Origin of the sequence: Enterococcus mundtii (assembly GCF_013394305.1) — a bacterium.
GTDB lineage: Bacteria > Bacillota > Bacilli > Lactobacillales > Enterococcaceae > Enterococcus_B > Enterococcus_B pernyi.
Genome location: NZ_AP019810.1, coordinates 741048 through 765962, shown reverse-complemented (window position 1 = coordinate 765962; position 24915 = coordinate 741048). Strand labels below are relative to the sequence as shown.

General features: G+C 38.2%; 24 protein-coding genes. 17 read left to right on the top strand and 7 right to left on the bottom strand.

Annotated features, from left to right (window positions below; genetic code table 11):
* Window positions 1-52: 52 nt before the first annotated feature.
* The 5 genes from HZ311_RS03620 to rhaM all read left to right on the top strand — a co-directional run bounded on the left by HZ311_RS03620 (window position 53) and on the right by rhaM (window position 5287).
* The gene (locus HZ311_RS03620; protein WP_023520088.1) at window positions 53-988 is read left to right on the top strand and encodes an ABC transporter ATP-binding protein; all 936 of its coding nucleotides are present in this window, start codon (window positions 53-55) and stop codon (window positions 986-988) included.
* Window positions 989-999: 11 nt separating this feature from the next.
* Window positions 1000-2100 carry an ABC transporter permease gene (locus HZ311_RS03615; protein ID WP_137072647.1) on the top strand — a complete coding sequence of 367 codons (1101 nt, stop codon included), beginning with the start codon at window positions 1000-1002 and terminating at the stop codon, window positions 2098-2100.
* Entirely contained in the window at window positions 2100-3230 is a 1131-nt protein-coding gene (locus HZ311_RS03610) for an ABC transporter permease (RefSeq protein WP_023520086.1), read from the top strand. The genes HZ311_RS03615 and HZ311_RS03610 overlap by 1 nt, the downstream gene beginning before the upstream one ends.
* Before the next feature lie 265 nt (window positions 3231-3495).
* Entirely contained in the window at window positions 3496-4566 is a 1071-nt protein-coding gene (locus HZ311_RS03605; RefSeq protein WP_010734795.1) for a hypothetical protein, read from the top strand.
* Between the two features lie 397 nt (window positions 4567-4963).
* Window positions 4964-5287: an L-rhamnose mutarotase gene (gene rhaM, locus HZ311_RS03600; protein WP_010734796.1), complete on the top strand. Its 324-nt coding sequence runs from the start codon at window positions 4964-4966 to the stop codon at window positions 5285-5287.
* A gap of 73 nt (window positions 5288-5360) precedes the next feature.
* Here the strand turns inward: rhaM and HZ311_RS03595 are convergent, their stop codons facing one another.
* On the bottom strand, window positions 5361-7301 hold the full coding sequence (locus tag HZ311_RS03595; protein ID WP_010734797.1) for an ABC-F family ATP-binding cassette domain-containing protein: 1941 nt from the start codon (window positions 7299-7301) through the stop codon (window positions 5361-5363).
* Window positions 7302-7516: 215 nt separating this feature from the next.
* Here HZ311_RS03595 and HZ311_RS03590 point away from each other — a divergent pair, with 215 nt between their 5' ends.
* Both HZ311_RS03590 and HZ311_RS03585 read left to right on the top strand, forming a co-directional pair.
* Window positions 7517-8173: a redox-sensing transcriptional repressor Rex gene (locus tag HZ311_RS03590; protein WP_010734798.1), complete on the top strand. Its 657-nt coding sequence runs from the start codon at window positions 7517-7519 to the stop codon at window positions 8171-8173.
* A gap of 299 nt (window positions 8174-8472) precedes the next feature.
* The gene (locus HZ311_RS03585; RefSeq protein WP_137072645.1) at window positions 8473-10716 is read left to right on the top strand and encodes an ATP-binding cassette domain-containing protein; all 2244 of its coding nucleotides are present in this window, start codon (window positions 8473-8475) and stop codon (window positions 10714-10716) included.
* A 53-nt stretch (window positions 10717-10769) separates the two neighbouring features.
* On the opposite strand, the gene HZ311_RS03580 is transcribed toward HZ311_RS03585, so the two are convergent.
* Window positions 10770-11120 carry a thioredoxin family protein gene (locus HZ311_RS03580; RefSeq protein WP_023520084.1) on the bottom strand — a complete coding sequence of 117 codons (351 nt, stop codon included), beginning with the start codon at window positions 11118-11120 and terminating at the stop codon, window positions 10770-10772.
* 278 nt (window positions 11121-11398) lie between these two features.
* On the opposite strand from HZ311_RS03580, the gene HZ311_RS03575 reads away from it, so the two are divergent.
* On the top strand, window positions 11399-12322 hold the full coding sequence (locus tag HZ311_RS03575) for a permease (RefSeq protein WP_023520083.1): 924 nt from the start codon (window positions 11399-11401) through the stop codon (window positions 12320-12322).
* Window positions 12323-12332: 10 nt separating this feature from the next.
* A complete protein-coding gene (locus HZ311_RS03570; RefSeq protein ID WP_178946476.1) occupies window positions 12333-13172 on the top strand; it encodes a TIGR03943 family putative permease subunit in 840 nt (279 codons plus the stop codon).
* A gap of 158 nt (window positions 13173-13330) precedes the next feature.
* Here HZ311_RS03570 and HZ311_RS03565 read toward each other — a convergent pair whose 3' ends face one another.
* Window positions 13331-13804: a threonine/serine exporter family protein gene (locus HZ311_RS03565; protein ID WP_023520081.1), complete on the bottom strand. Its 474-nt coding sequence runs from the start codon at window positions 13802-13804 to the stop codon at window positions 13331-13333.
* Between the two features lie 15 nt (window positions 13805-13819).
* Complete coding sequence (locus tag HZ311_RS03560; protein ID WP_023520080.1) at window positions 13820-14572, bottom strand: threonine/serine exporter family protein; 753 nt, start codon at window positions 14570-14572, stop codon at window positions 13820-13822.
* 224 nt (window positions 14573-14796) lie between these two features.
* Here HZ311_RS03560 and HZ311_RS03555 point away from each other — a divergent pair, with 224 nt between their 5' ends.
* The 8 genes from HZ311_RS03555 to HZ311_RS03520 all read left to right on the top strand — a co-directional run bounded on the left by HZ311_RS03555 (window position 14797) and on the right by HZ311_RS03520 (window position 20015).
* Window positions 14797-15186 carry a TetR/AcrR family transcriptional regulator gene (locus HZ311_RS03555; protein ID WP_010734805.1) on the top strand — a complete coding sequence of 130 codons (390 nt, stop codon included), beginning with the start codon at window positions 14797-14799 and terminating at the stop codon, window positions 15184-15186.
* 3 nt (window positions 15187-15189) lie between these two features.
* Window positions 15190-15570, top strand: a complete 381-nt coding sequence (locus tag HZ311_RS03550; RefSeq protein ID WP_023520079.1) for a hypothetical protein — start codon at window positions 15190-15192, stop codon at window positions 15568-15570.
* Window positions 15571-15853: 283 nt separating this feature from the next.
* Complete coding sequence (locus HZ311_RS03545) at window positions 15854-16573, top strand: DNA/RNA non-specific endonuclease (protein WP_023520078.1); 720 nt, start codon at window positions 15854-15856, stop codon at window positions 16571-16573.
* Window positions 16574-16831: 258 nt separating this feature from the next.
* Window positions 16832-17098: an IreB family regulatory phosphoprotein gene (locus HZ311_RS03540; protein ID WP_002290885.1), complete on the top strand. Its 267-nt coding sequence runs from the start codon at window positions 16832-16834 to the stop codon at window positions 17096-17098.
* Window positions 17095-17526 (top strand): Holliday junction resolvase RuvX, encoded by a 432-nt coding sequence (gene ruvX / locus HZ311_RS03535; RefSeq protein ID WP_010734808.1) that lies wholly within the window; start codon window positions 17095-17097, stop codon window positions 17524-17526. Before HZ311_RS03540 ends, ruvX begins: the two co-directional genes overlap by 4 nt.
* Window positions 17527-17547: 21 nt before the next feature.
* A complete protein-coding gene (locus HZ311_RS03530) occupies window positions 17548-17853 on the top strand; it encodes a DUF1292 domain-containing protein (protein ID WP_010734809.1) in 306 nt (101 codons plus the stop codon).
* A gap of 150 nt (window positions 17854-18003) precedes the next feature.
* Window positions 18004-18444, top strand: coding sequence for a GNAT family N-acetyltransferase (locus HZ311_RS03525; RefSeq protein ID WP_023520077.1), 441 nt, complete (start codon window positions 18004-18006; stop codon window positions 18442-18444).
* A 134-nt stretch (window positions 18445-18578) separates the two neighbouring features.
* Window positions 18579-20015, top strand: a complete 1437-nt coding sequence (locus HZ311_RS03520) for an IS1182 family transposase (RefSeq protein ID WP_023520013.1) — start codon at window positions 18579-18581, stop codon at window positions 20013-20015.
* Between the two features lie 63 nt (window positions 20016-20078).
* Here HZ311_RS03520 and HZ311_RS03515 read toward each other — a convergent pair whose 3' ends face one another.
* The 3 genes from HZ311_RS03515 to HZ311_RS03505 form a co-directional block, all read right to left on the bottom strand.
* A complete protein-coding gene (locus HZ311_RS03515) occupies window positions 20079-21401 on the bottom strand; it encodes a 2-hydroxycarboxylate transporter family protein (RefSeq protein ID WP_010734811.1) in 1323 nt (440 codons plus the stop codon).
* Window positions 21402-21664: 263 nt separating this feature from the next.
* Window positions 21665-23305, bottom strand: coding sequence for a malolactic enzyme (locus HZ311_RS03510; protein WP_023520074.1), 1641 nt, complete (start codon window positions 23303-23305; stop codon window positions 21665-21667).
* Window positions 23306-23510: 205 nt separating this feature from the next.
* A complete protein-coding gene (locus tag HZ311_RS03505) occupies window positions 23511-24905 on the bottom strand; it encodes an aminotransferase-like domain-containing protein (protein ID WP_178946805.1) in 1395 nt (464 codons plus the stop codon).
* Between the last annotated feature and the right edge of the window lie 10 nt (window positions 24906-24915).

The window sequence follows — 24915 nt, the reverse complement described above, 5'->3', positions numbered from 1 at the left end:
GTACTATTACAGTTTCTCTTTTTTTTATAAAATAAAGAAAAGGAGTGATTGAATGAATATACTCAGTGTGCAAAAATTGACAAAAAAATTTGGACAGAAAATTGCTGTGGATGGTGTGTCATTTGAAGTACCAGAAGGAACGATTTTAGGGTTACTAGGTCCAAATGGAGCAGGAAAGTCAACCGTTATCAATATGATTACTGGTTTATTGAATAAGACATCTGGAACGGTTCAGTTGTTTTCAGAAGAGATGAGCGAGCGAAAAAGAGAACTTAGGCGAAAATTAGGCGTTGTTCCGCAAGAGTTAGCGATTTATTATGATTTGTCTGCTGAAGAAAATGTCCGCTTTTTTTGTGGGCTATATGGACTCAGAGGGGAAGAACTAAAAAAGAATGTAGAAAAGGCATTGAGAACGGTTGATTTGTATGAACGAAGAAAAGAGCGACCGAGTGCTTTTTCTGGAGGAATGCAACGACGATTGAATATTGCAATGGCGATTGCCCATCAACCTGCTTTACTGATCATGGATGAACCGACAGTGGGGATCGATCCACAATCTAGAAATTATATTTTAGATGCCATTGAAAAAATGAAAGAAAACGGTACGACGATCATCTATACGAGTCACTATATGGAAGAAGTCGCACGTTTGGCGGATGAAATCGTCATTATTGATAAAGGTCAAGTGATTGCTATCGGTAGTGAAGAAGAATTGGTGAATCTCGTCACGGATAAAATCAATCTGCAAATCACTGTGGAGAATCCAGAGGCACTGGATTTAGAAGAAATCAATAATATTAACGGGATCATCAATGTTTCACTCGACAAACAGCAAGTACAGATCGTGACGGTGCTTGAGAGCAAATTGTTGAATCAAATATTAATGATACTGATCAAGCAAGAAGTTAGCGTAGTCGATGTACTGCAACAAGCTCCAGATTTAGAAACAGTTTTTCTTAGTTTGACTGGACGTAATCTACGTGATTAGGAGGAGTGAGTATGAATGAAAGAATAATTATCCGGACCCTGATAAAAAATTTTCGTGAAAAATCCAATTACATTTATTATCTCGCTTTTCCGATCACGTTGATGTTTATTCTAGGGGCCGTCCTCCAAGGTGTATTCAATAATGACATAACCTCTGATATGGAGCCATTGACGGTACAATATCAGGTAGACGATCAAGAAGTTCGTGAAATATTCCAACAAGTAAGTTCTTTTGCAGAAGGTGCTATTCATTTTGAAGAAGTGACAAATGAAAAGGAAGGATTAGCGAATATAAGACAACAAGAAGCTGATGCTTACTTACATTTTTCCGATCGCATCGAAGTGCAGAGTCGGGAATTGACCAATGTAGAAAAAACAATCCTACAAAGCTATCTAGTAGAAATCGTACAGGAAATCAAACGACAAAGTTTCATTATGGAACAGCACTTGCCACCAACTACTGGCCTAGTTTCAGCAGAGCAGTTTACAGAGGCGATTGTCGTCGATCAAGAAAATCAACGAGAAAGCGCATCTTCCTACCAATACTATGCGATTGCTATGATTAGTCTATTTGTTTTATATTTTTCTGAAATTGGTCTGAGCATGTTTCGAGAAGCACGACAGCATGGAACGGTGCAAAGAGAATTAGTCACGCCACTTAGCCGTAAAACAATCATTTTTTCGACATTTTCTGGACACTTCATATTTGGCATGTTGGTAGTGTTGGTCTTGATGCTCATCTCTCAATTTTTATTTGATGTTCCATGGTATTTAAGATTTGGCTTTTCTTACCTAAACTTAATCGCACTTATGGGCAGTTTTCTCGCACTCGGTTTATTTTTAGAAACCATTGGAGACCGTGATGAAAAAAGAATTGGTTCTGGCATTACCCAGATATTTATTCAACTCACTGGATTTTTAGGTGGTGCCTATTTTCCAACGAATGAAACAATGATGGGATTGTCACCATTAGGTTGGGTTTTAGCATCTGTAAGAGAAAGTTTGTGGACCAACAATTCCTTACAATGGTTAGGTATCTATGGAAATTTTGGGTTAATGTTTGTTTTACTCATGTCGTCAGTCGTCATTTTAGATAAAAGGGAGGTATTCTAATGAGAGATATCTTTTGGATCGTTAGAGAACGGTTGGTTCTTTGGAGAAATCGACCATTGCAAATCTTGTTTCTTTTAGGAATTCCTTTCTTGAGTGTCGTCCTTTATCTTTTTGCTTATGGAGATCAAGAAACGAATCTACTGACGATAGGGGTAGTTGATCAGGACCGCTCATCCTATAGTGAATTGCTTATTGAAAGTTTGGAAAAACGAGTCAGTGTTCAGGAAATTGGTTCAGTAGAAGAAATCGATCAGGTTCTTTCCCGACAACAGGCGGTGGCAGTCATCACAATCCCTAAAGGTTATCAAGAAAATGTTTCTGAAAATACGAAACTCTCTCTCCGAACATTCCAAAAAGGGGAGCTGTTGGAGAATATCGACCGATTGACCCAACGCGCATTGGCAGAAGTTTCTAGTATCCATCTGTTAGCAGAAGCTGAAGGGGAGGACGAATCGCTGGAACGCTTGAAAGAATCGACAGAAATCGAGATCAAGCAAGTAGATCAAAGCACAACGACCGAACGAATGTCAGTGCAAATCGTTGGCTTTTTGTTGATGATGTTTCTTTTCCAAGCAGGTAATTTTGGAACGACGACGATTCAACAAGAACGACGAAATAAAATTTATACGCGTTTGATGACGACTTCGGTAGCTAAAAGTACGTATTTTATCGGGACAACGATTTTTGCGACATTCGCTATGCTGATCCAAGTAATGTTAGCAGTTATCGTCATGACAAGTCTATTCAACATCGACCCAGGGTTAAGCGCTTTTGATTTGATTGGCCTACTAAGTCTATTTAGTTTATTAGCGGTAGGTTGGTCGATCGCGATTGGTGTGCTTGCACCAAGTACAAGTGTGGCAGCGGCTTTGCAAAGTATTTTGATTACCGTCACAAGTTTACTATCGGGTGCTTTGATCCCCCATGAGGTGATGCCAGAATTGATGCAGAACGTATCGATGATTACTCCGCAATATTGGGTCTTGACGATTATCAAAAACCTTCAATCCGGACAAACATGGGGAGCTAACAGTAGGGAAATACTCATCTTGGTCATTTATATTCTATTCTTTCTAAGTTTGGCGATATATGGATATACGAGAAGAACGAGGCAAGAAGTATATAGCTGAGCAAAAAAGCGTGAGGTAATTCATGATGGATACGCCAAATTAAAAGAAAAACAAGAGACCGATACAGAAGTATTTAACCTCGAAAAATAAGGCGTCATCCACGGAATTTGTGTTTCAAATTTTTGTGGATGGCGCCTTGTTTTTGAAGAGGTTAAGTTCAATAAAAACGTCAAGTCTTTTTTTTGCATGTATAAGAAAAGAAAGGCGAACGAATCGATTTACAAACTGTATACTCATTTTATCAACAGAAACAAGGAGGAATATTATGGGAATCAGCCAACGTATCAGGAATATCTTTAGTCAAAATCAGGAACCAACCTTGACGATTGAAAATCAACAAACTTCTTTTAATGAGTTTGACAAAACGGTCAAAGAAGAAGTAGAGAAAATTCTAAAACACCAGATACCTGACGGGGCTTGGTCAAGTAAGGAAGCTGCCATCATTCGCCTCCAACAAGCAGAAAAAATTGCAATCAACTGCAAAGACAGTGGACAAAATGAGTTGACTAATCAAATAACTAAGTATTACGATAAAAATTTCTATTTATCGGATTATATACATTTATGGTTAAGTATCGATAAAGAAAAACTTGAGCAATTTCAGCAACAGAAAAATCGAACAATCGATGCAAATGTCGATGCTAGTGTGCTTACGAGATTAGTTCAGTCATTAGAAGAAACCGTTGATATACGAAAGGGAATCCTTCAGTTCTGCTTAAAGAATCCAAAGTACAATCGACTGCTGAAGGATGAGGTAAGAGAAGAAGTGAGCCACCGAGCGAAACCTAGCTTTTTTATGCTTGATCCGATGATCCAAGAATATTTGAAAGACATGGACAAGCAAGAAGCCGCTATTCCATCAACGAATGTTCAAGAAGATTCATTGACTAACCTGTCATCAGAGAGCGTATTAGAAAAAAATAATCGTCTGAAACAAGAACAGGATGCTAGACGAGTGGGTGTATTTGAAACGGTGATGGTTCAAAATAGAAAAATGACCATCCTAGAAAAAAACAAAGAGCCCCAAGAATTAGGAACAGCGTCATCAAAAGATGATCAGAGTCAAAAAAAACAGTTATCATCAGTGCTAGATGCGAGCAAGAATAGCGCCAGACAAAAAAATAAGAAGGCTATTATCATCGCGAATAGGAAAGTAACCATTTATCAAAAGAAACAAAAATCAATGAATAATAGAAGAAGATTCGTCTTTATTCGGAACCAACTAAGAAAACTTAATTTCAGAAATCGAAAAAAAATAAGTTTCTTAAAGCAACAAGCAAAAGCAAGCAAGAAAGTAAGAAGTAGACGAACCGATTACTTTAACTACCTTAGATAAGGGGAAAACAAGGTGTAAAGTTTATCCTATGGAATGATTATCTTGTTACTAAGTAACTAAAGGACTTGGCATTTTACTTTTTCTTAATGAATTATCCTAACAAAAGACAAATATTATAGTGAAAATTCTTCAAACTTTTCTTCTATTCTATATACATACCAACCAACAACCCTATACTTTTTCATTTTTACTCCTCAAGTAAAAATAAACTCCTAGACCGCGGCCACCCACCGCGGTCGCTTTTTTGTCCTATGATGAATTCCTGTGAATCTGCCACCATTATCCTTATTTTTTGCTATTGTAAACGCTTGCTTTAAATTGGAAAATAAAGAAGTAAGAACCAAATGATAATTGCTAGGGTCGAGCAGATCGAACAATCAGTGAAAGGGGAATAAAAATGATCAAAAAAGCAGTAAAAATGAAGTTGTACCCAGGATACGAAGCAGAGTACCTCAAAAGACACCATGAATTGTGGCCGGAGATGCGTGACATGTTGGCTGAACATGGTGCGCGCTCTTATTCGATTTTTCTTGATCCAGAAACAAATACTCTTTTTGGGTATCTAGAGATTGAAGATGAAGAAAAATGGCGCCATGTACCAGAAACAGCAATCAATCAAAAGTGGTGGGTGTTCATGGAAGATCTGATGGAAACAAATCCAGACCATTCTCCAGTAACTGTCGAATTGAAACATGTTTTCGATTTATATCAACAAGTCTAAAGTAAAACCGCTGAAAGCAGGATATAAAGCCAGCTTTCAGCGGTTTTGTTTAAAAAGGATGACAGGAGCGAGTCTATTGATTATTTTCGATTTCTTCTAACTCAAGACTCAAGTTTTCCCATTCAGACAACTTTTCTTCTTGTAGTTGATGTGCTTCATCAAGCGCTTGATTTAATTCATTCAATTTGACATGATCATCTAATACAGCAGGAGAAACCATCTGTTGTTCGAGTTCATCCACTGTTTCTTCTAGTTGAGCCATATCTTCTTCGATTTGCGTGATCTTACGTTGCAAGCTCCGCATGATCTTTTGTTGCTCTTTGCTTTGGAAGTAAGTGGATTTGTTTGTTGAAGGCGTGCTGACCTCAGGTTGTTCAGCTGCTAACAGTTCTGCAATTTCTTCTTCTTCTTTTTTCTTTTCTAAATAATAATCATAGTCCCCCAAGTAGACTTTGCTTCCGTTTTCTGAGAGTTCAATGACTTTAGTGGCGATACGATTGATGAAGTAGCGGTCATGAGAGACAAAGAGCAATGTTCCTTCATAGTCGATCAATGCATTTTCCAACACTTCTTTATTGTCGATATCTAAGTGGTTGGTTGGCTCATCTAAAATCAAAAAGTTCTCTTGATTCATTGCTAGCTTAGCTAACGCGACACGTGCCTTCTCTCCACCACTTAACAAGGGGATCGTTTTTTCAACGTCTTCACCAGAAAATAAAAAAGCGCCTAAAATCGAACGGATATCTTTTTCTGGAACGGTTGGATGTTCATCCCACAATTCAGCTAGAATCGTTTTATTAGTGTGCAGTTCCGCTTGTCCTTGATCGTAATAACCAATGCTGACATTCGTACCAAGTGTTTCTTTTCCACGGATGAAAGGCAGCTGTTGGATGATCGATTTTAGTAAAGTGGATTTACCGATTCCATTTGGTCCCACTAATGCGATTGCTTCTTGACGACGGATATCCAAGTTGATTGGTTCAGATAAGATGGTGCCGTCATAGCCAATAGCGGCATCTTCTACTTGCAACACAACATTTCCCGAAGGTTTCGCCACGTTGAAGAGAAAATGAGCTTGTTTCTCATCTCCTTGTGGACGGTCTAACCGTTCCATTTTTTCTAATGCCTTTCGACGACTTTGGGCACGTTTTGTCGTTGACGCACGGACAAGATTTCTGGCAACAAAATCTTCGAGTTTATTGATTTCTGTTTGTTGTTTTTCATAGGCTTTCCAATCAGAAGCTAATTGTTCAGCTTTCATATCTAAATATTTGGAATAATTTCCTTTATAGTGACGCATCTTTTTCCGACTTAGTTCATATACCTCAGTCGCCACTTTATCCAAGAAATAACGGTCATGGGAGACAATCAGAAGGGCGCCAGTATAACTTTGCAAATAGTTTTCCAACCAAGCAAGTGTTTCGATGTCCAAGTGGTTGGTTGGCTCATCCAGGATCAAGATATCTGGATGTTGTAAAAGCATCCTAGCTAAAGCTAATCTTGTTTTTTGACCACCAGATAACGTATCGATTCTTTGCTCGTAAAACGACGGATCAAATTTGAATCCATGCAATACAGAGCGAATTTCATTTTCATAACTATAGCCGTTCTTATCAGAAAAATCATGCTGCAATTTATCATATTCTTTCAAGAAGGCTTGATAAGCCGGCGTGTCAGGAGTGCCTTCACTGATAAATACTTCAAGGTCACGCATCCGCTGTTCCATCAAGCGCACTTCTTCAAATGCTTTTAGCATCTCATTCCAGACGGTTTCAGTGGAATCTAATCCTGTATCTTGGGCCAAATAACCAAGGGTAGCTGTTTTATTTTTTGCGATATTACCTACATCTGGGGCTTCAATGCCAGCAATGATTTTTAATAATGTCGATTTACCGGCGCCGTTACGTCCGACTAAAGCGATACGTGCGCCCGTTTGGATCTCTAAGTGGATATTTTCAAATAAAATCTCAGCGCCAAAATGGCGAGCGATTTGATTGGCTTGTAATAGTATCATCGAATCCTCTTTTCTACTTTGTGAATTATCCTAGAATTTCATGGACTTTTTCTATTGTAGTCTACCACAAATTCATAGTTACTGCGAGGTTCTGAGAAGCTAGGAAAATGAGAATAAGAATAAAAATTCACAATATACAAGCAACGAAATTGATTTTTTTGTGTAAGTACTGATATGATGTATAAATCGAGAAGAAATACAGTGGAGGTAATGAAGTGAAAGACCATGTAATTCCAAAGGCAACCGCAAAACGCCTGCCTTTATATTATCGTTATTTAAGAATCTTGAATAACGCAGGTAAGAAAAAAGTTTCATCAACTGAACTAAGTGAAGCAGTCCAAGTAGATAGTGCGACGATCCGTCGTGATTTTTCCTATTTCGGCGAACTAGGAAAACGTGGTTACGGTTATGATGTAGAGGACTTGATGCATTTCTTTGCAAAAACCTTGAATGATGACCAATTGACGAACGTTGCATTGATCGGGGTCGGTAATCTAGGAAGTGCTTTGTTGAAATATAAGTTTCACCAAAGTAATAGTATCCGTGTCAGCTGCGCTTTTGACGTGAACCCAGAAATCGTGGGTCGGATCGTTGATGGTATCCCCGTTTATCCAATGGATGACATGATCGAACAAATCAAGATCCAACAAATCGAAGTGGCAATCTTAACGATACCTGCCGAAAAAGCACAAGAAGTAGTGAATCGTTTGACAGAAGCTGGTGTCAAAGGGATATTAAACTTTACATCTGCTCGACTAAATGCACCATCCGAAGTATTGATCCAAAATGTCGATTTGACGAACGAGTTACAAACGTTGATCTACTTCTTGCATTCCGATGCGTCCTTGCATGAGCATGACGACAACGAATAACCGGAAATAAAGAAAAGTTAAACCATCAATGACAAACTATTTTTCTATTCACTAGAAAAAATAGTTTGTTTTTTTATGATCTTTTTTAGAAATAGATAAAAATAAGTGATATTTTCCTTCATTGGCGTCTCTTCAATTAGGAGGCTGATAGGTGAACAACTGAAAGCTTCGAAATTTATTATAGTGATACATTGTTTCTGTGTTATAATAATACTTCACCAAAAAAATCGAGGGAATACGGGAGGATCAGCAATGCAGGAATATATCAGGATACATAATGCCAGACGGGAGGATCAGCAATGCAGGAATATATCAGGATACATAATGCCAGACAGAACAATCTAAAAGGGTTTGATTTACAAATCCCAAAAAGAAAGATCACGATTTTTACAGGTGTCTCCGGTTCGGGAAAATCTTCCATCGTTTTTGATACGATTGCCCAAGAAGCGGGAAGACAACTCAATGAAAATTTCTCTAAATTTGTGCAGAATTTCTTACCTAAGTATAGTCAGCCAGAAGCAGATGCCATCGACAATTTATCTATGGCAGTCGTTGTAGATCAAAGCCGTTTAGGTGGGAATTCGCGTTCAACACTAGGAACGATCACAGATATCAACCCACTGATCCGCTTGCTTTTCTCTCGTATTGGCATTCCCCATTTAGGCCCCGCTTGGAATTTCTCATTCAATGATCCTCACGGCATGTGCCCAGCGTGTGAAGGGATTGGTCGGATCGTTGGATTGAATCTAGACAAAGCGTTAGATTTAGAAAAATCGTTGAATGAAGGAGCGATTATACTTCCAGGCTACAAAGTCGGATCTTGGTTATTGAAGTCTTTCACGAACACAGGTTTTTTTGACAATGATAAGCCATTAAAGGATTATTCAACAGAAGAAATGGAAAAGTTCTTGTATGCTTCAGGAGAAAAAATCGATTCGTTGTATATGGAAGGGATGAGTTCGACCTATGAGGGATTAGTGGCACGTTTCAATCGTTCCAATATCAAAGGGGGCAATGAGAGCTCTGCCGCGACCCAGAAAAAAATCGCAGCGTTCATGGATGAACAAAGATGTCCAGAATGTCAGGGAAAACGATTCAATCAAAAGGTTTTGGGCTGCAAGATCAACGGATATTCAATCGCAGATTTCTTAGCGATGCAACTGGATGAACTATTAGAAATCTTACCGGGGATCACAGATGAAATGATCCAACCAGTGTTGAAAAATCTCCAATCACGACTACAAGATCTGATCAATATTGGGTTAGATTACGTTTCTTTAGATCGCGAGACAGCGACTTTATCTGGAGGAGAAAGCCAACGAGTGAAAATGGTCAAGCACTTATCTTCTAGTTTGAATGACGTCATTTATATCTTCGATGAGCCTAGTATTGGGTTACATCCACGAGATGTTCATCGGTTAAACGAACTATTGATCAAATTGCGTGATAAAGGAAACACGGTCATTGTTGTAGAACATGATCCAGATGTCATCAAAGCAGCAGATCATATCATTGACGTTGGACCAAAAGCAGGAAAAAATGGTGGGTATATCACCTATGAAGGTAGTTACGAAGGATTACTGGCTTCAGATACATTGACAGGAAAAGCTTTTGGACAAATGACAGATTTCAAACAGGAGCCAAGAAAAACAGACAAGTTTATTGAAACTTCAAAATCGACATTGCATAATCTTAAAAATACTTCTCTCAGAGTACCATTAGGTGTTTTTACAGTAGTGACCGGAGTAGCTGGTTCAGGAAAGAGCAGTTTAGTGAATGGTGTGTTTGCGAAGGAGTACCCGGAAGCAATCAATATCGATCAGTCAGCTGTTGCAGGGAATATTCGTTCTAACCCAGCGACTTATTCAGGGATCATGAACGATATCCGCAAGGTCTTCTCGTTGGAAAATAATGTTTCTGCCGGACTGTTCTCTTATAATTCAGAAGGGGCATGTGAAACTTGTAAAGGACATGGTCATATCAAAATGGAATTATCTTTTATGGATTCTGTAGAGGTCCTTTGCCAAGTCTGTGGCGGTAAACGATTCAAAGAAGAAGTTTATCAGTACAAATTAAAAGAGAAATCGATCGATGAAGTATTAGCGATGAGTGTGACTGAAGCGGTGGCATTTTTTGATGAAAAATCGATTCAACGAAAATTGAAACAAATTTTAGAAGTAGGGCTAGGATATATGACGTTGGGACAACCGTTAAATACATTGTCAGGAGGAGAATGTCAACGGTTGAAACTGGCGAAAGAATTAAGTAAAAAAGGCAATATCTACATTATGGACGAACCAACAACCGGTTTACACATGGCAGATATCAAGAGTATCTTAGAAATTATCGAGCGGTTGGTCAATAAAGGTAATACGGTCATCGTCATTGAACATAACCTGGAAATCATGAAGGCGGCAGATTGGTTGATCGATGTAGGGATCGATGGGGGAATTCGTGGTGGCGAGATCCTTTATGAAGGAACACCAGAAAAAATCGTTACTTGTGAACAGTCGATCACAGCTCGTTATTTGATGGATGTTTAAATAAAAAGAGCGACAAGTCATTGTTTGTAGAAAATGACTTGTCGCTCTTTTTTCTAGTGATCAAATAAAGTATCGTAGCCGATTTGATCACTTGATTCATTTAATTGATCTAAACGCTTTGTCAGTTGTTCAAATTGAATAAAGCGGGCTTGTCGCTCGACTTCTTTTCCAAAATGGAAGAGCAAGATCACTGGTGCAGTAAATGCTTGGAATGTGCCAGCTACTTCCGGCATCTCGAAGGCATCTAAATGATACGCTGGGAAATTATAATGAGTCAATAATTGTTCCAATTTTGGCACTACTGCATGACAAACACTACAATTGGGGGTGGAAATCGCAAGCACGACAGTCGGTTCTTCTTGGATAGTTTTTAAGACTTCAGTTAAATCATGGGTTTCTTTCATGGTGATAACTCCTTAAGGTTACTTTTAGCACATCGCTAATTCGATGGTGAAAAAGTATTCAGTCGTATACAGATAGAAAATAGGCAAATGACTCTCTTCTTTTTACCTGAATCTTCATCTTAGCTGTGCTAAAAGTAAATCCTTATGACGGAGATGTCAATAAAAAAGCTTTTTTTGATTTCTTAAACTTATGAAAAAAATTTAAGCTTTCTTGTATTTTATTGAAGAAAAGCGTATATTGATGGGCGAATGAAGTTCAAATGACAAGGAGAAATTATATGTTTTCGTTTATTCCAAATTCGGTATCGCAGATGGGAACGATTTTTTTATCGATCGTTATCGAAGCCTTGCCGTTTGTTTTATTGGGATGTATCATCTCAGGTGCTTTACAAGTATTTTTGACCCCCGAACGTGTCAAACGATGGTTACCTAAAAATCGCTTTTTATCGATTATTGTTGGGTCTATTTTAGGTTTTTTCTTTCCTTCATGTGAATGTGGGATCGTTCCAATCGTTCATCAGTTTGTAAAAAAAGGGGTTCCTGTCCACACAGCATTTGCGTTTATGCTCACTGCGCCAATCATTAATCCAGTCGTGATCTTTTCAACTTTTATTGCATTTGGCAATACTTGGAAAATGGCGGGACTGCGTATGTTAGGAAGTTTTATTGTCGCACTGATCGTAGGTGTCTGGTTGGCCTATATCCAAAAAGGCACAATCTTGAAGTCTTCATTTGATTCAGCGATGGTTGAGCCTAACTCCCATACACATGAGCATGAGGAAGTGGAAGCAATCGCACCACAGAAATGGGGATATCGAATCCTCCATGTCTTGACTCACTCGATTGATGAGTTCTTCGATACGGGCCGCTATTTGATCATTGGCGGTTTGATTGCTGCAGGGATGCAAACCTATTTACCTACGAGAGTGATGTTGACGTTAGGTTCGACAAAGCTATTAGCCATTTTGATCATGCTAGTATTGGCATTCACGATGTCTCTTTGTTCCGAGGCGGATGCGTTTATTGGTTCCTCTTTGTTAAGTCTTTTTGGAACAGCGCCAGTTGTTGCTTTCTTAGTTTTTGGACCAATGGTGGATATCAAAAACCTATTGATGATGAAACGTTACTTCAACACACGCTTCATCGTTTCATTGATCGGGCTGATTGCCTTAAGTGTTATCGGCTTTACACTATTTATTTAGGAGGAGAATCATGCTGCGATTTTTGATTTTATCTGGTTATTTTGAAATGATAATGTATCTTCAAGTTTCAGGGCGTTTAGATCAATACATCAATGTCCATTATCGTTATTTGGCAGTATTATCGATGGTTTTATCTGCCTTACTAGCCTTAGTTCAGTTGTATCTTTGGGTAAAAGCAGATGGAAAAAAAGGAGTCCATGAGTCCCATGATTCTCATGATCACGGATTATCAAAACCGTATCAGCGTTGGATTGCTTATCTCTTATTAGCCTTGCCGATCGTTGTAGGAACACTGTTTCCGACAGTTAGTTTAAACACAACGATCGTGGAAGCGAAAGGGTTCAACTTTCCACTAAGCAAAGAATCTGTCGGTGATCCACAAGTGCAAACGCAATATTTGAAACCAGATACGAGTATTTATTTCAATAAATCCGACTATCAAGATCAAATGAATGAGTTAAAAGACAAATACGAAGATGAACAAACGATTGCGATCACAGACGATAATTATTTAGAGATCATGGAATTGATCTACAACTATCCAAGCGAATTCATTGGTAAGAAAGTCTATTATGAAGGCTTTATCTATCAGTCGAAAAATGACAAGGCTACTGATACCTTTCTCTTTCGATTTGGGATCATCCACTGTGTTGCTGATTCCGGGGTTTTTGGATTGTTGACGCATCTGCCAGAAGGAATGACTGTGAAAAATGATGACTGGTACAAAGTCGAAGGAACGATCCAAACCGATTTTTATCAACCTTTCAAGCGAGAGATTCCTTCAGTCGTAGTGACGAAAGTAGAAAAAATCACTGCTCCTGAAAATCAATATGTGTATCGTGCATTTTAAATGAACGAAATAAAGTTGTAGTCATGTACAACACAAATAAAAAAGTGATAAGAGATGAAACTCGTAAGAATTTCCTCTCTTATCACTTTTTTTATTAAAGCTTGCAAGAATCCCACAGTATGATTGCTCTGTACAAAAAAGATTAAAGCGAGAAACGCTCATTTTTTCTTTCTTCTCTTCAATACAATCGCTTCACGTTTCAGTTTAAAACTACGGATATTGTGGTTGAATACTTCTGATATCACTAGACCTAAGGCAATCGCTCCAGCAATCATGATCGCTTGAACAGTGAGAAATGCCGCATCTTGATAAGCACCTGTAACTAAACTGCGAACAGCTTGATAGGCTAAGCCTCCAGGAACCAGTGGTACCATACCGGGGATATTGAAAATCGTGACGGGCATTTTTAGTTGTTTAGAAAAAAGATCACTAGCAAAAGCAACGCCTAATGAACCTAGTAATGAACCTAAAGCTGCACCGCCACCCATAGCTAGACACAACCAATAGATCATCCAACCTACGGCACCAGCTAAACCACACCAAACTAAGGCTTTCCTTGGCACATTAGTGATGATTGCAAAGGCAGCGGTCGCTAAAAAGCTAAAAGAAAATTGAATCAATACATGCCACATGGCTAAAGTCCTTTCTTAGTAGAAGATTTGAAAGATAAAGGCGATTGCAAAACCAATCATCGCCGCAGTCATCATCGCTTCTGCTCCACGAGAAACACCAGAAACGTAGTGCCCCGCTAATAGATCACGAATCGCGTTGGTGATTTGAACACCAGGAACCAACGGCATGACACAACCAATGATGATCAAATCCTGATTGAGACCGATTCCTAAACGCACACTTAAAATAGCGGCAATGCCGATAATCAAAGAGGAAAGGAATTCAGCTAAAAACTTGATTCTAAAAAAACGCAAACTGCAAAGATAAACAATGTAGCCCACTCCACCAATCGACAATGTGATCGGTAAATCTTTCAATTCGCCACCAAATAAAATCATGATCGTCCCGCTAATGATAGCAGCGCTGATGATTTGTAGCCATACTGGGAACATCCGACGATCTTTCTCGACTTCTTGTAATGCGCTATATAGTTCTTCCAAAGTCAATTCATTGGCAACATATTTTCTTGAAAGATTATTGACCTTGACTACTCTTTCTAAATTGATCGTTCGATTGGTGATTTGTTCCATGCGGATCGTCGAAGTCCGATCAAATCCGATAAATAGTCCTGTTTGGGTCACGTAGCTAACTAAGCGATAATTTCCAGAAGCAGAAGCGATCCGACTCATCGTATCTTCTACACGGTACATCTCTGCATTACTTTCCGTCATTATTTTTCCCGCCAATAAACAGGTATTAAGCAATAAATCTAAATCTCTTTCTGGCATGGCATTTTCTCCAATAGTTGTTTTCTTGTATTTATTTTACTACAAACAAATTGGAAAACGTATAAAAAGAAAACTTGAATCAAAAAAATAAGCAGTGAAAGGTAAAATAAGATCCAAGTGAGAGCAATGCAGAATAGATCCAAGTGTTAAGTCAATAGTTAGGCTAAATCAAGCTTTTTGGTTAATTGTTGACCAATCGTTCAATAATGTGGCATAATTAAGTTATGGGAAGAACGAGAGAATTTAATGAAGAGAAAGTTTTACTAGAATCGGCAAAAATATTTGCCAAAAATGGGTATGCAGGGACGTCGATCAGTCAATTGGTAAAAGCGACTGGCTTGCTTCGAGGAAGTTTATACTCTGCTTATTATAGTAAAGCTGGTTTATTTACGACTTGCTTTAACTATATAGCTGAAGATGGAGTGACCGATAATGGGTTATTGATTGATTTATTGATCATCGCATTATTAGAACGTACGGCAGATGACAACGAAGTAAAGAAAGTCGCACAGAAGGTAATCACCGCTTTGGAAGAGAAAAACGAAGGTTCGATTGAAACGATCATTGCTGATCGAGTCATGCGTCGAGCGGATCTTACGGACAGGGGGAAGTAGAAAATGGCTAAAGTTGAAATCCAAAATGATCGATTGATCATCAGTATGGAGGGCGTACGAAAACTGTGGGCATTGAAAAATGAAATATCCACACCATTATCCAATGTATTAGGCGCAACTGTGGATGCCGATGTCTGGGAAGATACACCGAAATTTGGCGAAAAAAGAATGGGAGTTGATGCCTATGGACATTATTTTGCCGGAACATTCGTCCAAGATTCAAACAAGGTATTTTATGACCTCAAAAGAAAAGAAAACGCAGTCGTTATCACACTAAAAGATGAAGAATTCAATCGTCTCATCATTGGAGTAGAAGACCCAGAAGCAACAGTCGCGATGATTGAACAGGCAATGAACAGAGCAAACTTTGTAAAAGAAACTTGAAATAAGACTCGATGTTGAGCGCCTAATTGTCCTATCGGAAAACGTATTTACTTGGTGATAGAATAGATAAGAAGATCAATCGAATCGAGTGATGAAGTTTTAGTAACAACCTAGATTTCCTTTCACGTGGAAATTTAGGTTGTTTATTTTAGGAAATAGACTAAACATGCGTATATAATTTTTGAAGAAGGAATTGTTGAAAGAATTTAAATACTTCTTTATTTTAAAAAAGGGGAACGTATGTTAAGATTTATGAAGTTCGACTGAATAAAGGAGTAGATACATGAGCAAAAAAACAACCAAAACAATCATAGGAGTCGCAGTTGCTCTTTTAGCTGGTGCATTAGGGATTTCAACGACGCAAAAAGACTCTGATCTCGTTCAACAACTGACAGGTTTATTTGATTCAAAACCTCAAGTCTCACAAGTGGCGAATGTTCCAGAATACGACGGCACGCACCAAGAAATCGAAATCAATCAAAATAAGCCAACTTTTACAAAAGAAGAACTGAGCTTAGATAAAGGAACATGGGAAAGTTATTCCGATATCGATCGACTGAATCGTGTAGGTCAAGCCAATGCCATGTTAGGAAAAGAGATGTTCCCTAAAGAAAAACGTGAGTCTCTTTATATCGATCCTACAGGTTGGAAACAAAAAAAATTGAGTGACGGACAATGGCTTTACAATCGAAGCCACTTGATAGGTTTTCAGCTAACTGGTCAAAACAATAACATCAAAAATTTGATGACAGGGACTCGTTCGTTGAATACCCCTCATATGCTGGCACATGAAAATGATATTGCCGCATACATCAAAGAAACCAATCATCACGTTCGCTATCGGGTAACACCACATTTTGAAGGGGAAGAACTAGTAGCACGAGGTGTTCAGTTAGAAGCCCAAAGCATTGAAGATAACCAAATCTCGTTCAATGTGTTTATCTATAATGTGCAAGACGGTTATACGATCAACTATCAAACGGGGCAAGCTAAGAAAACATGATCCATAGGCGTTCGTTATTTGAATATTTTGTGAATTTTTTGAAAAAACAGAGAAAAGACTTATTTTTGATTAAATATCACGTATACTGTAAGAAAGTGTACTCATAAATGTTGGAATCGATACGATCAAATAAGAAATCATTATTATTTTTATATTTCCAGCGAAGTTGGAATATTTATTTGTAGTTTTACCACATTTCGAGTAAAATAAAGGGTGTAGAGGGTAATTTGACTACCCTGCGGAAAGAGGTGTAGAATCATGGGTTTTACAGATGAAACCGTACGTTTTGGTTTTGATGATAGTCGTAAAAAAGAAGTCAGCGAAACATTAGCGATCGTTTATCGGGCTTTGGAAGAAAAAGGCTACAATCCAATCAACCAGATTGTGGGCTACTTGCTTTCTGGAGACCCGGCCTACATTCCTCGTTATCGTGATGCAAGGAATCTGATCCGTCGTCATGAACGCGATGAAATCATGGAAGTGATCGTCAAAGACTATCTCTCAAATCATGGAGTGAATCTATGAGAGTGATGGGCTTGGATGTCGGCTCAAAGACTGTAGGTGTCGCTGTTAGTGATCCTTTTGGCTGGACTGCACAAGGCGTAGAGATCATTCGTATCGATGAAGATAAAGAAGAATTTGGATTTGAACGATTGGCAGAACTGGTCAAACAGTACGAAGTAGATCGTTTTGTTGTAGGCTTGCCGAAAAACATGAATAATTCAATCGGTCCGAGAGCAGAAAGCTCAATGGTTTACGGAGAAAAGATCAAAGAAATGTTTTCTCTACCAGTCGACTATCAAGATGAACGACTGACTACCGTCCAAGCAGAACGCATGTTGGTCGAACAGGCAAATACGTCAAGAGCAAAAAGAAAAAAAGTCATCGATAAGCTTGCTGCGGTGATGATTTTACAAAATTATTTAGATGGTTCGGGAAAACAACTATTTTAAAAAATGAAAAGAGGGGTTCTAATGGCAGAACACAATCATACACATGATCATGAAGGACATGAACATATCACATTGGTCGATGATCAAGGAAATGAAACATTATACGAAATCTTGTTAACAGTCGATGGACAAGAAGAATTTGGTCGTAACTACGTATTGCTTTATCCAGCCGGCGTACCGGAAGATGAAGATGTAGAATTACAAGCCTATGCCTACGTTGAAAACGAAGACGGAACAGAAGGCGAATTAGAACAAATCGAAACAGATGCTGAATGGGATATGATCGAAGAGGTCTTCAATACATTCATGGCGGAAGAAGAAGAATAGTATTAAAATAGTGGAGAAACCTTGAAATGACAAGGTTTCTCTTTTTTTATCATTCTTTTGATCAAGGAATTGACCATGGTTCATTTCGATAGAAAAATCCATACTATCTTTAGCATAGTACTTAACCTTAGAGAAGAAAGGAAGAACAAAATGATCAGAACTGCTCGTGTGGAGGATGCAGAAACCATAAACAAGCTAAATAAGGAAGAATTAGGGTATGAGATGCCACTTTCGGAAACAACGAAGCAATTAAAATACATCTTGGCACAGCCAGAGATCTATGTCATTGATGTTTATGAGGAAGAAGGGACGAGGAAAGTATTAGGATATGTCCATGCCCAAAAGTATGCAACATTGTTAAGTCCAACGTTGTTCAATATTTTAGCATTAGCAGTTTCTTCAAAAGCGCAACATCAAGGAATTGGCAGACGATTGATGGAGAGTGTTGAGAAGCAAGGAAAAGAACGTGGCTACTTTGGTGTTCGACTAAACTCTGGCGAATATCGCAACGAGGCACATCGTTTTTATGAACGTATCGGCTATCATTCAACCAAATGGCAAAAGCAATTTCAAAAAAGATTTTCTAAATGAATGATGAAGGTCATCGCAAAAAAACTTCTCGAATAATGATCGAGAAGTTTCAGACTGTAGACAAAGTACTAGTTTTTAGTGCTTTGTCTTTTTTTATCCGTTAAAATAAGAGTATCAATTGGAGGTGTATCCAAATGCTCTCAAAACAAGATATGAGTAAACGCGCACAAATCGGTTTCTTTTCTCTTGAAGACTTGGTCCCACAGGACCATTTATTGCGTCAAATAGATCAATGTATTGATTTCTCCTTTATTTATGAATTGGTTAAAGAGAAATACGATGAAATCCAAGGACGTCCTAGCTTGGATCCTATTCTTCTAATTAAATTACCAATGATTCAATATCTATTTGGTATTAAAAGTATGAGACAAACAATAAAAGAAATAGAAGTGAATATCGCTTATCGCTGGTTTTTAGGTTTGAGTTTAGAAGATCCTGTTCCTCATTTTTCAACATTTGGTAAAAACTATATGCGACGGTTCAAAGGAACAGATCTCTTTGAAAAAATTTTTTATGAAATTCTAGAACAATGTATCGCTGAAGGTATCGTAGATACTTCGGAAGTATTTATTGATAGTACGCATATTAAAGCACATGCGAATCGTAACAAAAAAGAATCTGTCGAAGTAATGGAACAAGCTGTTTTTTATACAGATAAGCTGACAAAAGAAATCACCAAGAATCGAGAAAAACATTTAAAAAAGCCCTTAAAAGAAACAAACGCAGAAAGTAAAACCTCCTTGAAAAAAAGAAGTACGACTGATCCTGAAAGTGGTTGGTTTCACAAAGGTGAACACAAAGAAGTTTTTGCTTATAGCTCACAAGTGGCGTGTGATAAACATGGATGGATACTAGGTTATACTACACACCCAGGGAACTTTCATGACAGTCGTACGTTTGTTTCTTTGTTTAACAAGCTCAAAGGAGCTTTTCCCCTAGAAAAATTGATTATGGATGCTGGGTATAAGACACCAGCAATTGCACAATTACTACTCGAACATAAATTGACCCCGATTTTCCCATATAAACGTCCGATGACTAAAAAAGGCTATTTCAAGAAACATGAATATGTTTATGACGATTACTATAATTGTTATATCTGTCCCAATAATAAAATACTCTCTTATACCACTACCAATCGTAAAGGATATATCGAATACAAAAGCAATCCAAAGGATTGTAAAAATTGTCCTTTCTTATCTAAGTGTACCAACTCAAAAAATCATACCAAAGTAATCACTAGACATATTTGGGCTGAAGCTTTAGAAACCTGTGAAGAGATACGCCATCAAAGTTGGTTCAAAGAACTTTATAAAAAGAGAAAAGAAACCATTGAACGAATTTTTGGGACAGCAAAAGAATTTCATGGATTACGTTATACCAATCAAATAGGAATTGAAAAAATGCACATAAAAATTGGGCTTACTTTTGCGTGTCTTAATATGAAAAAGCTAGCAAAAATAAAAAGGATCAGAGTGCAAAAGAGGCGTTTTCCTAAAGGAAAACTGCCTAATCTATCGATTATCCATAGAATATTACATAGAAAAAAGACAAACCTCATGTTTGTATAAGGTTTGTCTACAGTCTGAAACTTCTCGAATAATGATCGAGAAGTTTTTTTACATTTATTCGAATTAAGAAAATAGTTGCATCAAAAATCCTGAAATGATCAAGACGATCGCACCACCTAAACGATTGCCCATTTGAGCAAAAGCAATCAATTCCATGCGGTTTGATGCGGATAAGACGGCAACATTTCCTGTACCACCCATTGAATTGTTACATAGTCCTGCTGTAATCGTTGATTCGATCGGATAAAGTCCAAATAGACGACCAACAAATGCAGAGACAAGGGAGATGACGATGACACTTGTTAAGCAGAGTACGACGAATTGCCATGTTAAAGCAGAAGCTAAAACATTCAAGTTCAATAAAGCAATCCCGATACCTGCTAAAACAGCTGCCGTTAAGTTTTTAACAATCAAGTTATTGAACATGATTGCTGCATCTTCGTAGTATTCAGGAAGAACATTGGTGATTTTACAGATGACCACAATAATGATCATGAAAGCATAAGCATGAACTTTTGGTACAAAGAAATTACAGATTTGGCCAAGAATAAAGAATGTGATCGAGACCATTAAACCAACACCTAATTGAGGGATAGAAGGTTTCACATTGCGTGGTTTGCCGTCACCTAGATCGCCTTTTTCCATCAGTTTCCCATTACCATTCAATTTTGGCATGGATTGTCCAGCACGAGCCACTAAAGCGGCTCCGATAATGGCTAGCACATTTGTCATTGCAGTTGCAGGGATCAAACGTGAAATAATAGCAGAAGCATCTGTTCCTAAGACGTTTGCATAAATAGTTGATAGTGGAACAGCGCCAGCACCTACACCACCAGCCATGGCAGGTAAAGAGATGTATAATACGGAATTAGCGAAGCCATTCCCAATCAACATTCCCACAAGTCCAACTGCAAAAAATGAAACAACCATAGAAATAAGTGCAACAGGGATAAAACGAACGGAAGCCTTCATCAATAATTTGCGGTTCATTCCTAGAATACTTCCGGTAATCAAAGCAGCGATATAAAAGTCTAAAAAGCCCATATTATTGACAAAGTTTTCAGTTGATTTCACGACATAATCAGGTAAAATACCAAAGGTTGCGATAGCTGCGGAAGCGAAGATCGCAAAAACAGAACCACCACCTAAATAACTTTTGACGATTGGGATTTTTGTCCCAATAAAATGGAATAGATTCCCAAAAATGACGAGCACGGCGATAGGACCGATCATATTTGTTGGTAATTTACCTAATGCCATCGCAACGATCAAAACGAGAACCATGATCAAATAGATAGGTAAACTGACCCCACTGATTTTTGTTTCCCAAAAACCTTCTTTGTTTGTCTTAACGACTGTAGAAGTCGTTTGTTCTTGATGTAACATTCTTACAGATCCTTTCCTTGATTAACGTAAGAGGAGTTCCCTATGAGTTGGAAAATAATCTAAAGCTATTCCTCAACTGGCTCCAGTATTTCTTGGCAAAAAACACCCCTTGGATCAATTCGTTGAAAAATAGTTGGTTTTCCTATTTCTCGGTGAACGAATGATCCAAGGCTTCGATGTTTACCATGCGTATTTTTTACTTTAAGTCTCGTTTTGCTCAGAACTGTTTAGTAACGAATTATTGTGAAAGAGACTAGCGTGAATTAAGCTTCTAAATCTTGATATTCAGGCACCCATTTAGCTGCTTCGACAGCTGCTTTGATGTCAGTGATTTCTTCACGGTTCAATTGTTGATCCACGACTGATTGAGCGACTGTTTCAGCAATCGTTTGTGAGAATTCAGTGATTCTTGCAACTGGTGGTAAAATAGCTGCCCCTGGTTTTGTGACATCAACGATACCACCTAATGCACGACTTGCTTGTGAGATGATCTCAGCGTTGACACGAGTAGCTGTTGAAGCAATCAAACCAAGTCCTAAACCTGGATACATCAATGCGTTGTTTGCTTGTCCGATTTGATAAGTCACGCCATTGTATTCCACATCATCCGCAGGGATACCTGTTCCGACTAATGCTTTTCCATCTGTCCATTCAATCAAATCTTTTGCTTTTGCTTCTGCTAATTTTGTTGGGTTAGACAAAGGCATGATGATTGGTCGTGGTGTATGGCTAGCCATTTCTTTGACGATTTCTTCTGTGAATGCCCCTGGTTGAGTAGATGTACCAATCATGATCGTTGGGTGAATTGCTTTGACAACAGCTTCTAAATTAGTCAATTCTTCACTATTGGTAAATTCTGAACGTTTACGTGCAAAAGGAATTTGTCCAGGTGTCAATCCTTCAGTATCTTCGAATAATAGTCCTTGTTTATCCACTTGATAGAAGTGTTTACGTGCTTCTTCTTCTGGTACACCTTGACGGATCATTTCATCTAATAAGATATTCGCAATGCCGACTCCAGCTGTTCCAGCTCCGAATGTTAGGATCGTTTGATCTTTCAAGGATTCACCAGAAATATTCAATCCGCCGAGTACACCAGCTAGTACGACGATCCCTGTTCCTTGGATGTCATCATTGAATGTCGTGATTTTGTCTTCATATTTTTCTAAGATCGTTGCGGCATTGCCACGACCAAAGTCTTCCCAGTGTAACAATAATTCAGGGAATAGTTCTGTAGCAGATGAAACGAATTGGTCGATGAATTCATAGTAAGAATCACCTTCGACACGCGCATGTTTGTTTCCTAGATATAACGGATTATTCAATAACTCTTCATTGTTTGTACCAGCATCGATCGATACAGGTAATACTTGCGCTGGATTGATACCAGCAGCTGCTGTATAAACCATTAGTTTTCCAATTGCGATGTCAACACCATTAACTCCCCAGTCACCCATTCCAAGGATACCTTCTGCATCTGTAACAACGATCAAACGAATATCACGACCAGCTGCGGCATTTTTCAAACTTTCTTTGATCAATTCTGGTTCATCGATCGAAAGAAATGCAGCATCTTGTGGTTTTAAGAAAATTTCATTGTATTGTTCGATTGCATCTGCAACTACTGGATCATATACTACCGGCATAAATTCTACTAAATGTTGTCCCATCAATTTATAGAAAAGTGTGCGGTTTGTATTGAATAAGTTCATTAAGAAAATACGTTTTTCTAAATCAGTTTGTTTGCTTAGGTATTGGCCATATGCTTGCACAGATTGTTGTTCTAATGTTTGGACTGTGCTAGGAAGCATTCCGGCAATCCCGTATTTTTTACGTTCTTCTTTTGTAAAAGCAGTTCCTTTATTTAAAAATGGATTATTTAATAAGTTTAACCCTGTTAGCATGAATGATTCCTCCTAAGTTTTAATACATACGAAGTATAGGATTCGCTCAAGGCTATAGTCAAAATAGGTAGTTATGATAAATTTTATTTATATGACAATAGAAAAAAGAGGAGCCTATGATTAAAAATAGGCTCCTCCTCGATGGGGATTCGAGCAGTTAAAAACAAAAAGAATGAGTTGGATCATTTTGATTTTATATGATAAGTCATCGTTGAAAGTACACGATTTCTTTCTTGACGATTTCAAGTCCTTTCGTTAATACTTCCAAAGGATTAGAGGATAAAGCAATTCGAATAAAAGGATCATGTTGCGGTTGTGTCGTAAAACGATGTGAATGATAGACACGAATCCCTTTATTTAAAAAAGCTTGTTCGATCGTTTTCGGAGACAGATCATTTCGAACAGGGAGATTTCGATAAAAAGGAAGTGGATTGGTCGGTCGAGGCAAGTTGAAAAGTGTATCGAATCGTTCATTTGCTTGTTTTGTATAGCTGGATTTTGTTTCGAGTATGTCCTGTGCGGTTTCTGAACATAGGATTTGCGTGACAATCTCAGCATCTAAACTTGAGGTTTTGACATTGATATTGAAAATCGCCTGTTGGATGTTTTGTTTGTACTTATCGGGAAATACTAGAAAGGCAACACGCATGCCTGCACAGATAAACTTGGTCATTCCGGCAAGATAAATGGTTTGTTCAGGAAGTAACTGCTGGAATGAGGGAATGGGTGTTTTTTGATTATAGGTAGTCAAAAAAGAATGGATGTCGTCTTCGATCACGATCAATTGTTGCTTTGTAATGACTTCTTTTAGCTGTTGCCTCCGTTTTGCAGATAGTTGAAACCCAATAGGATTGTTACATGAAGGCATCAGAAAAATACCGTGGATTGCTTTTTTCCGACATTCTTGTTCAAGTAATTCTGGAAGCATACCCTCCGCATCAAAATCAATCGGCACGATTTCCATATGGTAAAGCTGAGCAAGCTCAATGAAATTCGAATAAGTATAGCGATCGACTGCCAAACGATCTCCTGGAGAAAACAAAGCAGCTAGCGTGATCGCCAAGCCGTTTTGGACACCTGAAACAATAGCAATCTGTTCCCTTGAAGCATAGACACCTTGTGTTTCCAACCATTTTTTGGCAATCGTCAATTGATAGGTTGTCCCTAATGGTTCACGGTAGCTAAGAAGTCCGTTAGTCGCATGATTTTGTGAAACAGCTTGAATAAAAGGAGTGATCATTTCGTTGCATTCATCAAATGAACTGACTAACCCAAAATCAATGACATGATCAGGTACTTGATCAGAAGAAATAGTGATGGAGGTAAACGCATTTGGGGAAACAAATGTCCCACTCCCGATACTTGTATAGAGTAACCCTTTTTCTAGACCCAACTTATAAGCTTGACCAACTGTTGTGAAATTGATGTCTAAAAAATCAGCTAGTTCTCTTTGGGAAGGTAACCTTGTATTTTTTTGTAATTTATTTGATAAGATATCAGCTTCTAGCTGCGTGATAAGTGATTGGTAGATTGGGCGATGTAACTTTTTTTTATCTGGACGCCAAGTCAGTGGATAATTCTCATAAGAGTTGATCGACATACTCGTTCCT

Coding starts and splice junctions, on each gene's coding strand:
- HZ311_RS03525 (WP_023520077.1), top strand. CDS start 18,004: ATGATCAGAACTGCTCGTGTGGAGGATGCAGAAACCATAAACAAGCTA.
- HZ311_RS03515 (WP_010734811.1), bottom strand. CDS start 21,401: ATGTTACATCAAGAACAAACGACTTCTACAGTCGTTAAGACAAACAAA.
- HZ311_RS03580 (WP_023520084.1), bottom strand. CDS start 11,120: ATGAAAGAAACCCATGATTTAACTGAAGTCTTAAAAACTATCCAAGAA.
- HZ311_RS03595 (WP_010734797.1), bottom strand. CDS start 7,301: ATGATACTATTACAAGCCAATCAAATCGCTCGCCATTTTGGCGCTGAG.
- HZ311_RS03570 (WP_178946476.1), top strand. CDS start 12,333: ATGCTGCGATTTTTGATTTTATCTGGTTATTTTGAAATGATAATGTAT.
- HZ311_RS03610 (WP_023520086.1), top strand. CDS start 2,100: ATGAGAGATATCTTTTGGATCGTTAGAGAACGGTTGGTTCTTTGGAGA.
- ruvX (WP_010734808.1), top strand. CDS start 17,095: ATGAGAGTGATGGGCTTGGATGTCGGCTCAAAGACTGTAGGTGTCGCT.
- HZ311_RS03540 (WP_002290885.1), top strand. CDS start 16,832: ATGGGTTTTACAGATGAAACCGTACGTTTTGGTTTTGATGATAGTCGT.
- HZ311_RS03565 (WP_023520081.1), bottom strand. CDS start 13,804: ATGTGGCATGTATTGATTCAATTTTCTTTTAGCTTTTTAGCGACCGCT.
- HZ311_RS03550 (WP_023520079.1), top strand. CDS start 15,190: ATGGCTAAAGTTGAAATCCAAAATGATCGATTGATCATCAGTATGGAG.
- HZ311_RS03560 (WP_023520080.1), bottom strand. CDS start 14,572: ATGCCAGAAAGAGATTTAGATTTATTGCTTAATACCTGTTTATTGGCG.
- HZ311_RS03555 (WP_010734805.1), top strand. CDS start 14,797: ATGGGAAGAACGAGAGAATTTAATGAAGAGAAAGTTTTACTAGAATCG.
- HZ311_RS03505 (WP_178946805.1), bottom strand. CDS start 24,905: ATGTCGATCAACTCTTATGAGAATTATCCACTGACTTGGCGTCCAGAT.
- HZ311_RS03510 (WP_023520074.1), bottom strand. CDS start 23,305: ATGCTAACAGGGTTAAACTTATTAAATAATCCATTTTTAAATAAAGGA.
- rhaM (WP_010734796.1), top strand. CDS start 4,964: ATGATCAAAAAAGCAGTAAAAATGAAGTTGTACCCAGGATACGAAGCA.
- HZ311_RS03520 (WP_023520013.1), top strand. CDS start 18,579: ATGCTCTCAAAACAAGATATGAGTAAACGCGCACAAATCGGTTTCTTT.
- HZ311_RS03605 (WP_010734795.1), top strand. CDS start 3,496: ATGGGAATCAGCCAACGTATCAGGAATATCTTTAGTCAAAATCAGGAA.
- HZ311_RS03620 (WP_023520088.1), top strand. CDS start 53: ATGAATATACTCAGTGTGCAAAAATTGACAAAAAAATTTGGACAGAAA.
- HZ311_RS03615 (WP_137072647.1), top strand. CDS start 1,000: ATGAATGAAAGAATAATTATCCGGACCCTGATAAAAAATTTTCGTGAA.
- HZ311_RS03585 (WP_137072645.1), top strand. CDS start 8,473: ATGCAGGAATATATCAGGATACATAATGCCAGACAGAACAATCTAAAA.
- HZ311_RS03545 (WP_023520078.1), top strand. CDS start 15,854: ATGAGCAAAAAAACAACCAAAACAATCATAGGAGTCGCAGTTGCTCTT.
- HZ311_RS03575 (WP_023520083.1), top strand. CDS start 11,399: ATGTTTTCGTTTATTCCAAATTCGGTATCGCAGATGGGAACGATTTTT.
- HZ311_RS03530 (WP_010734809.1), top strand. CDS start 17,548: ATGGCAGAACACAATCATACACATGATCATGAAGGACATGAACATATC.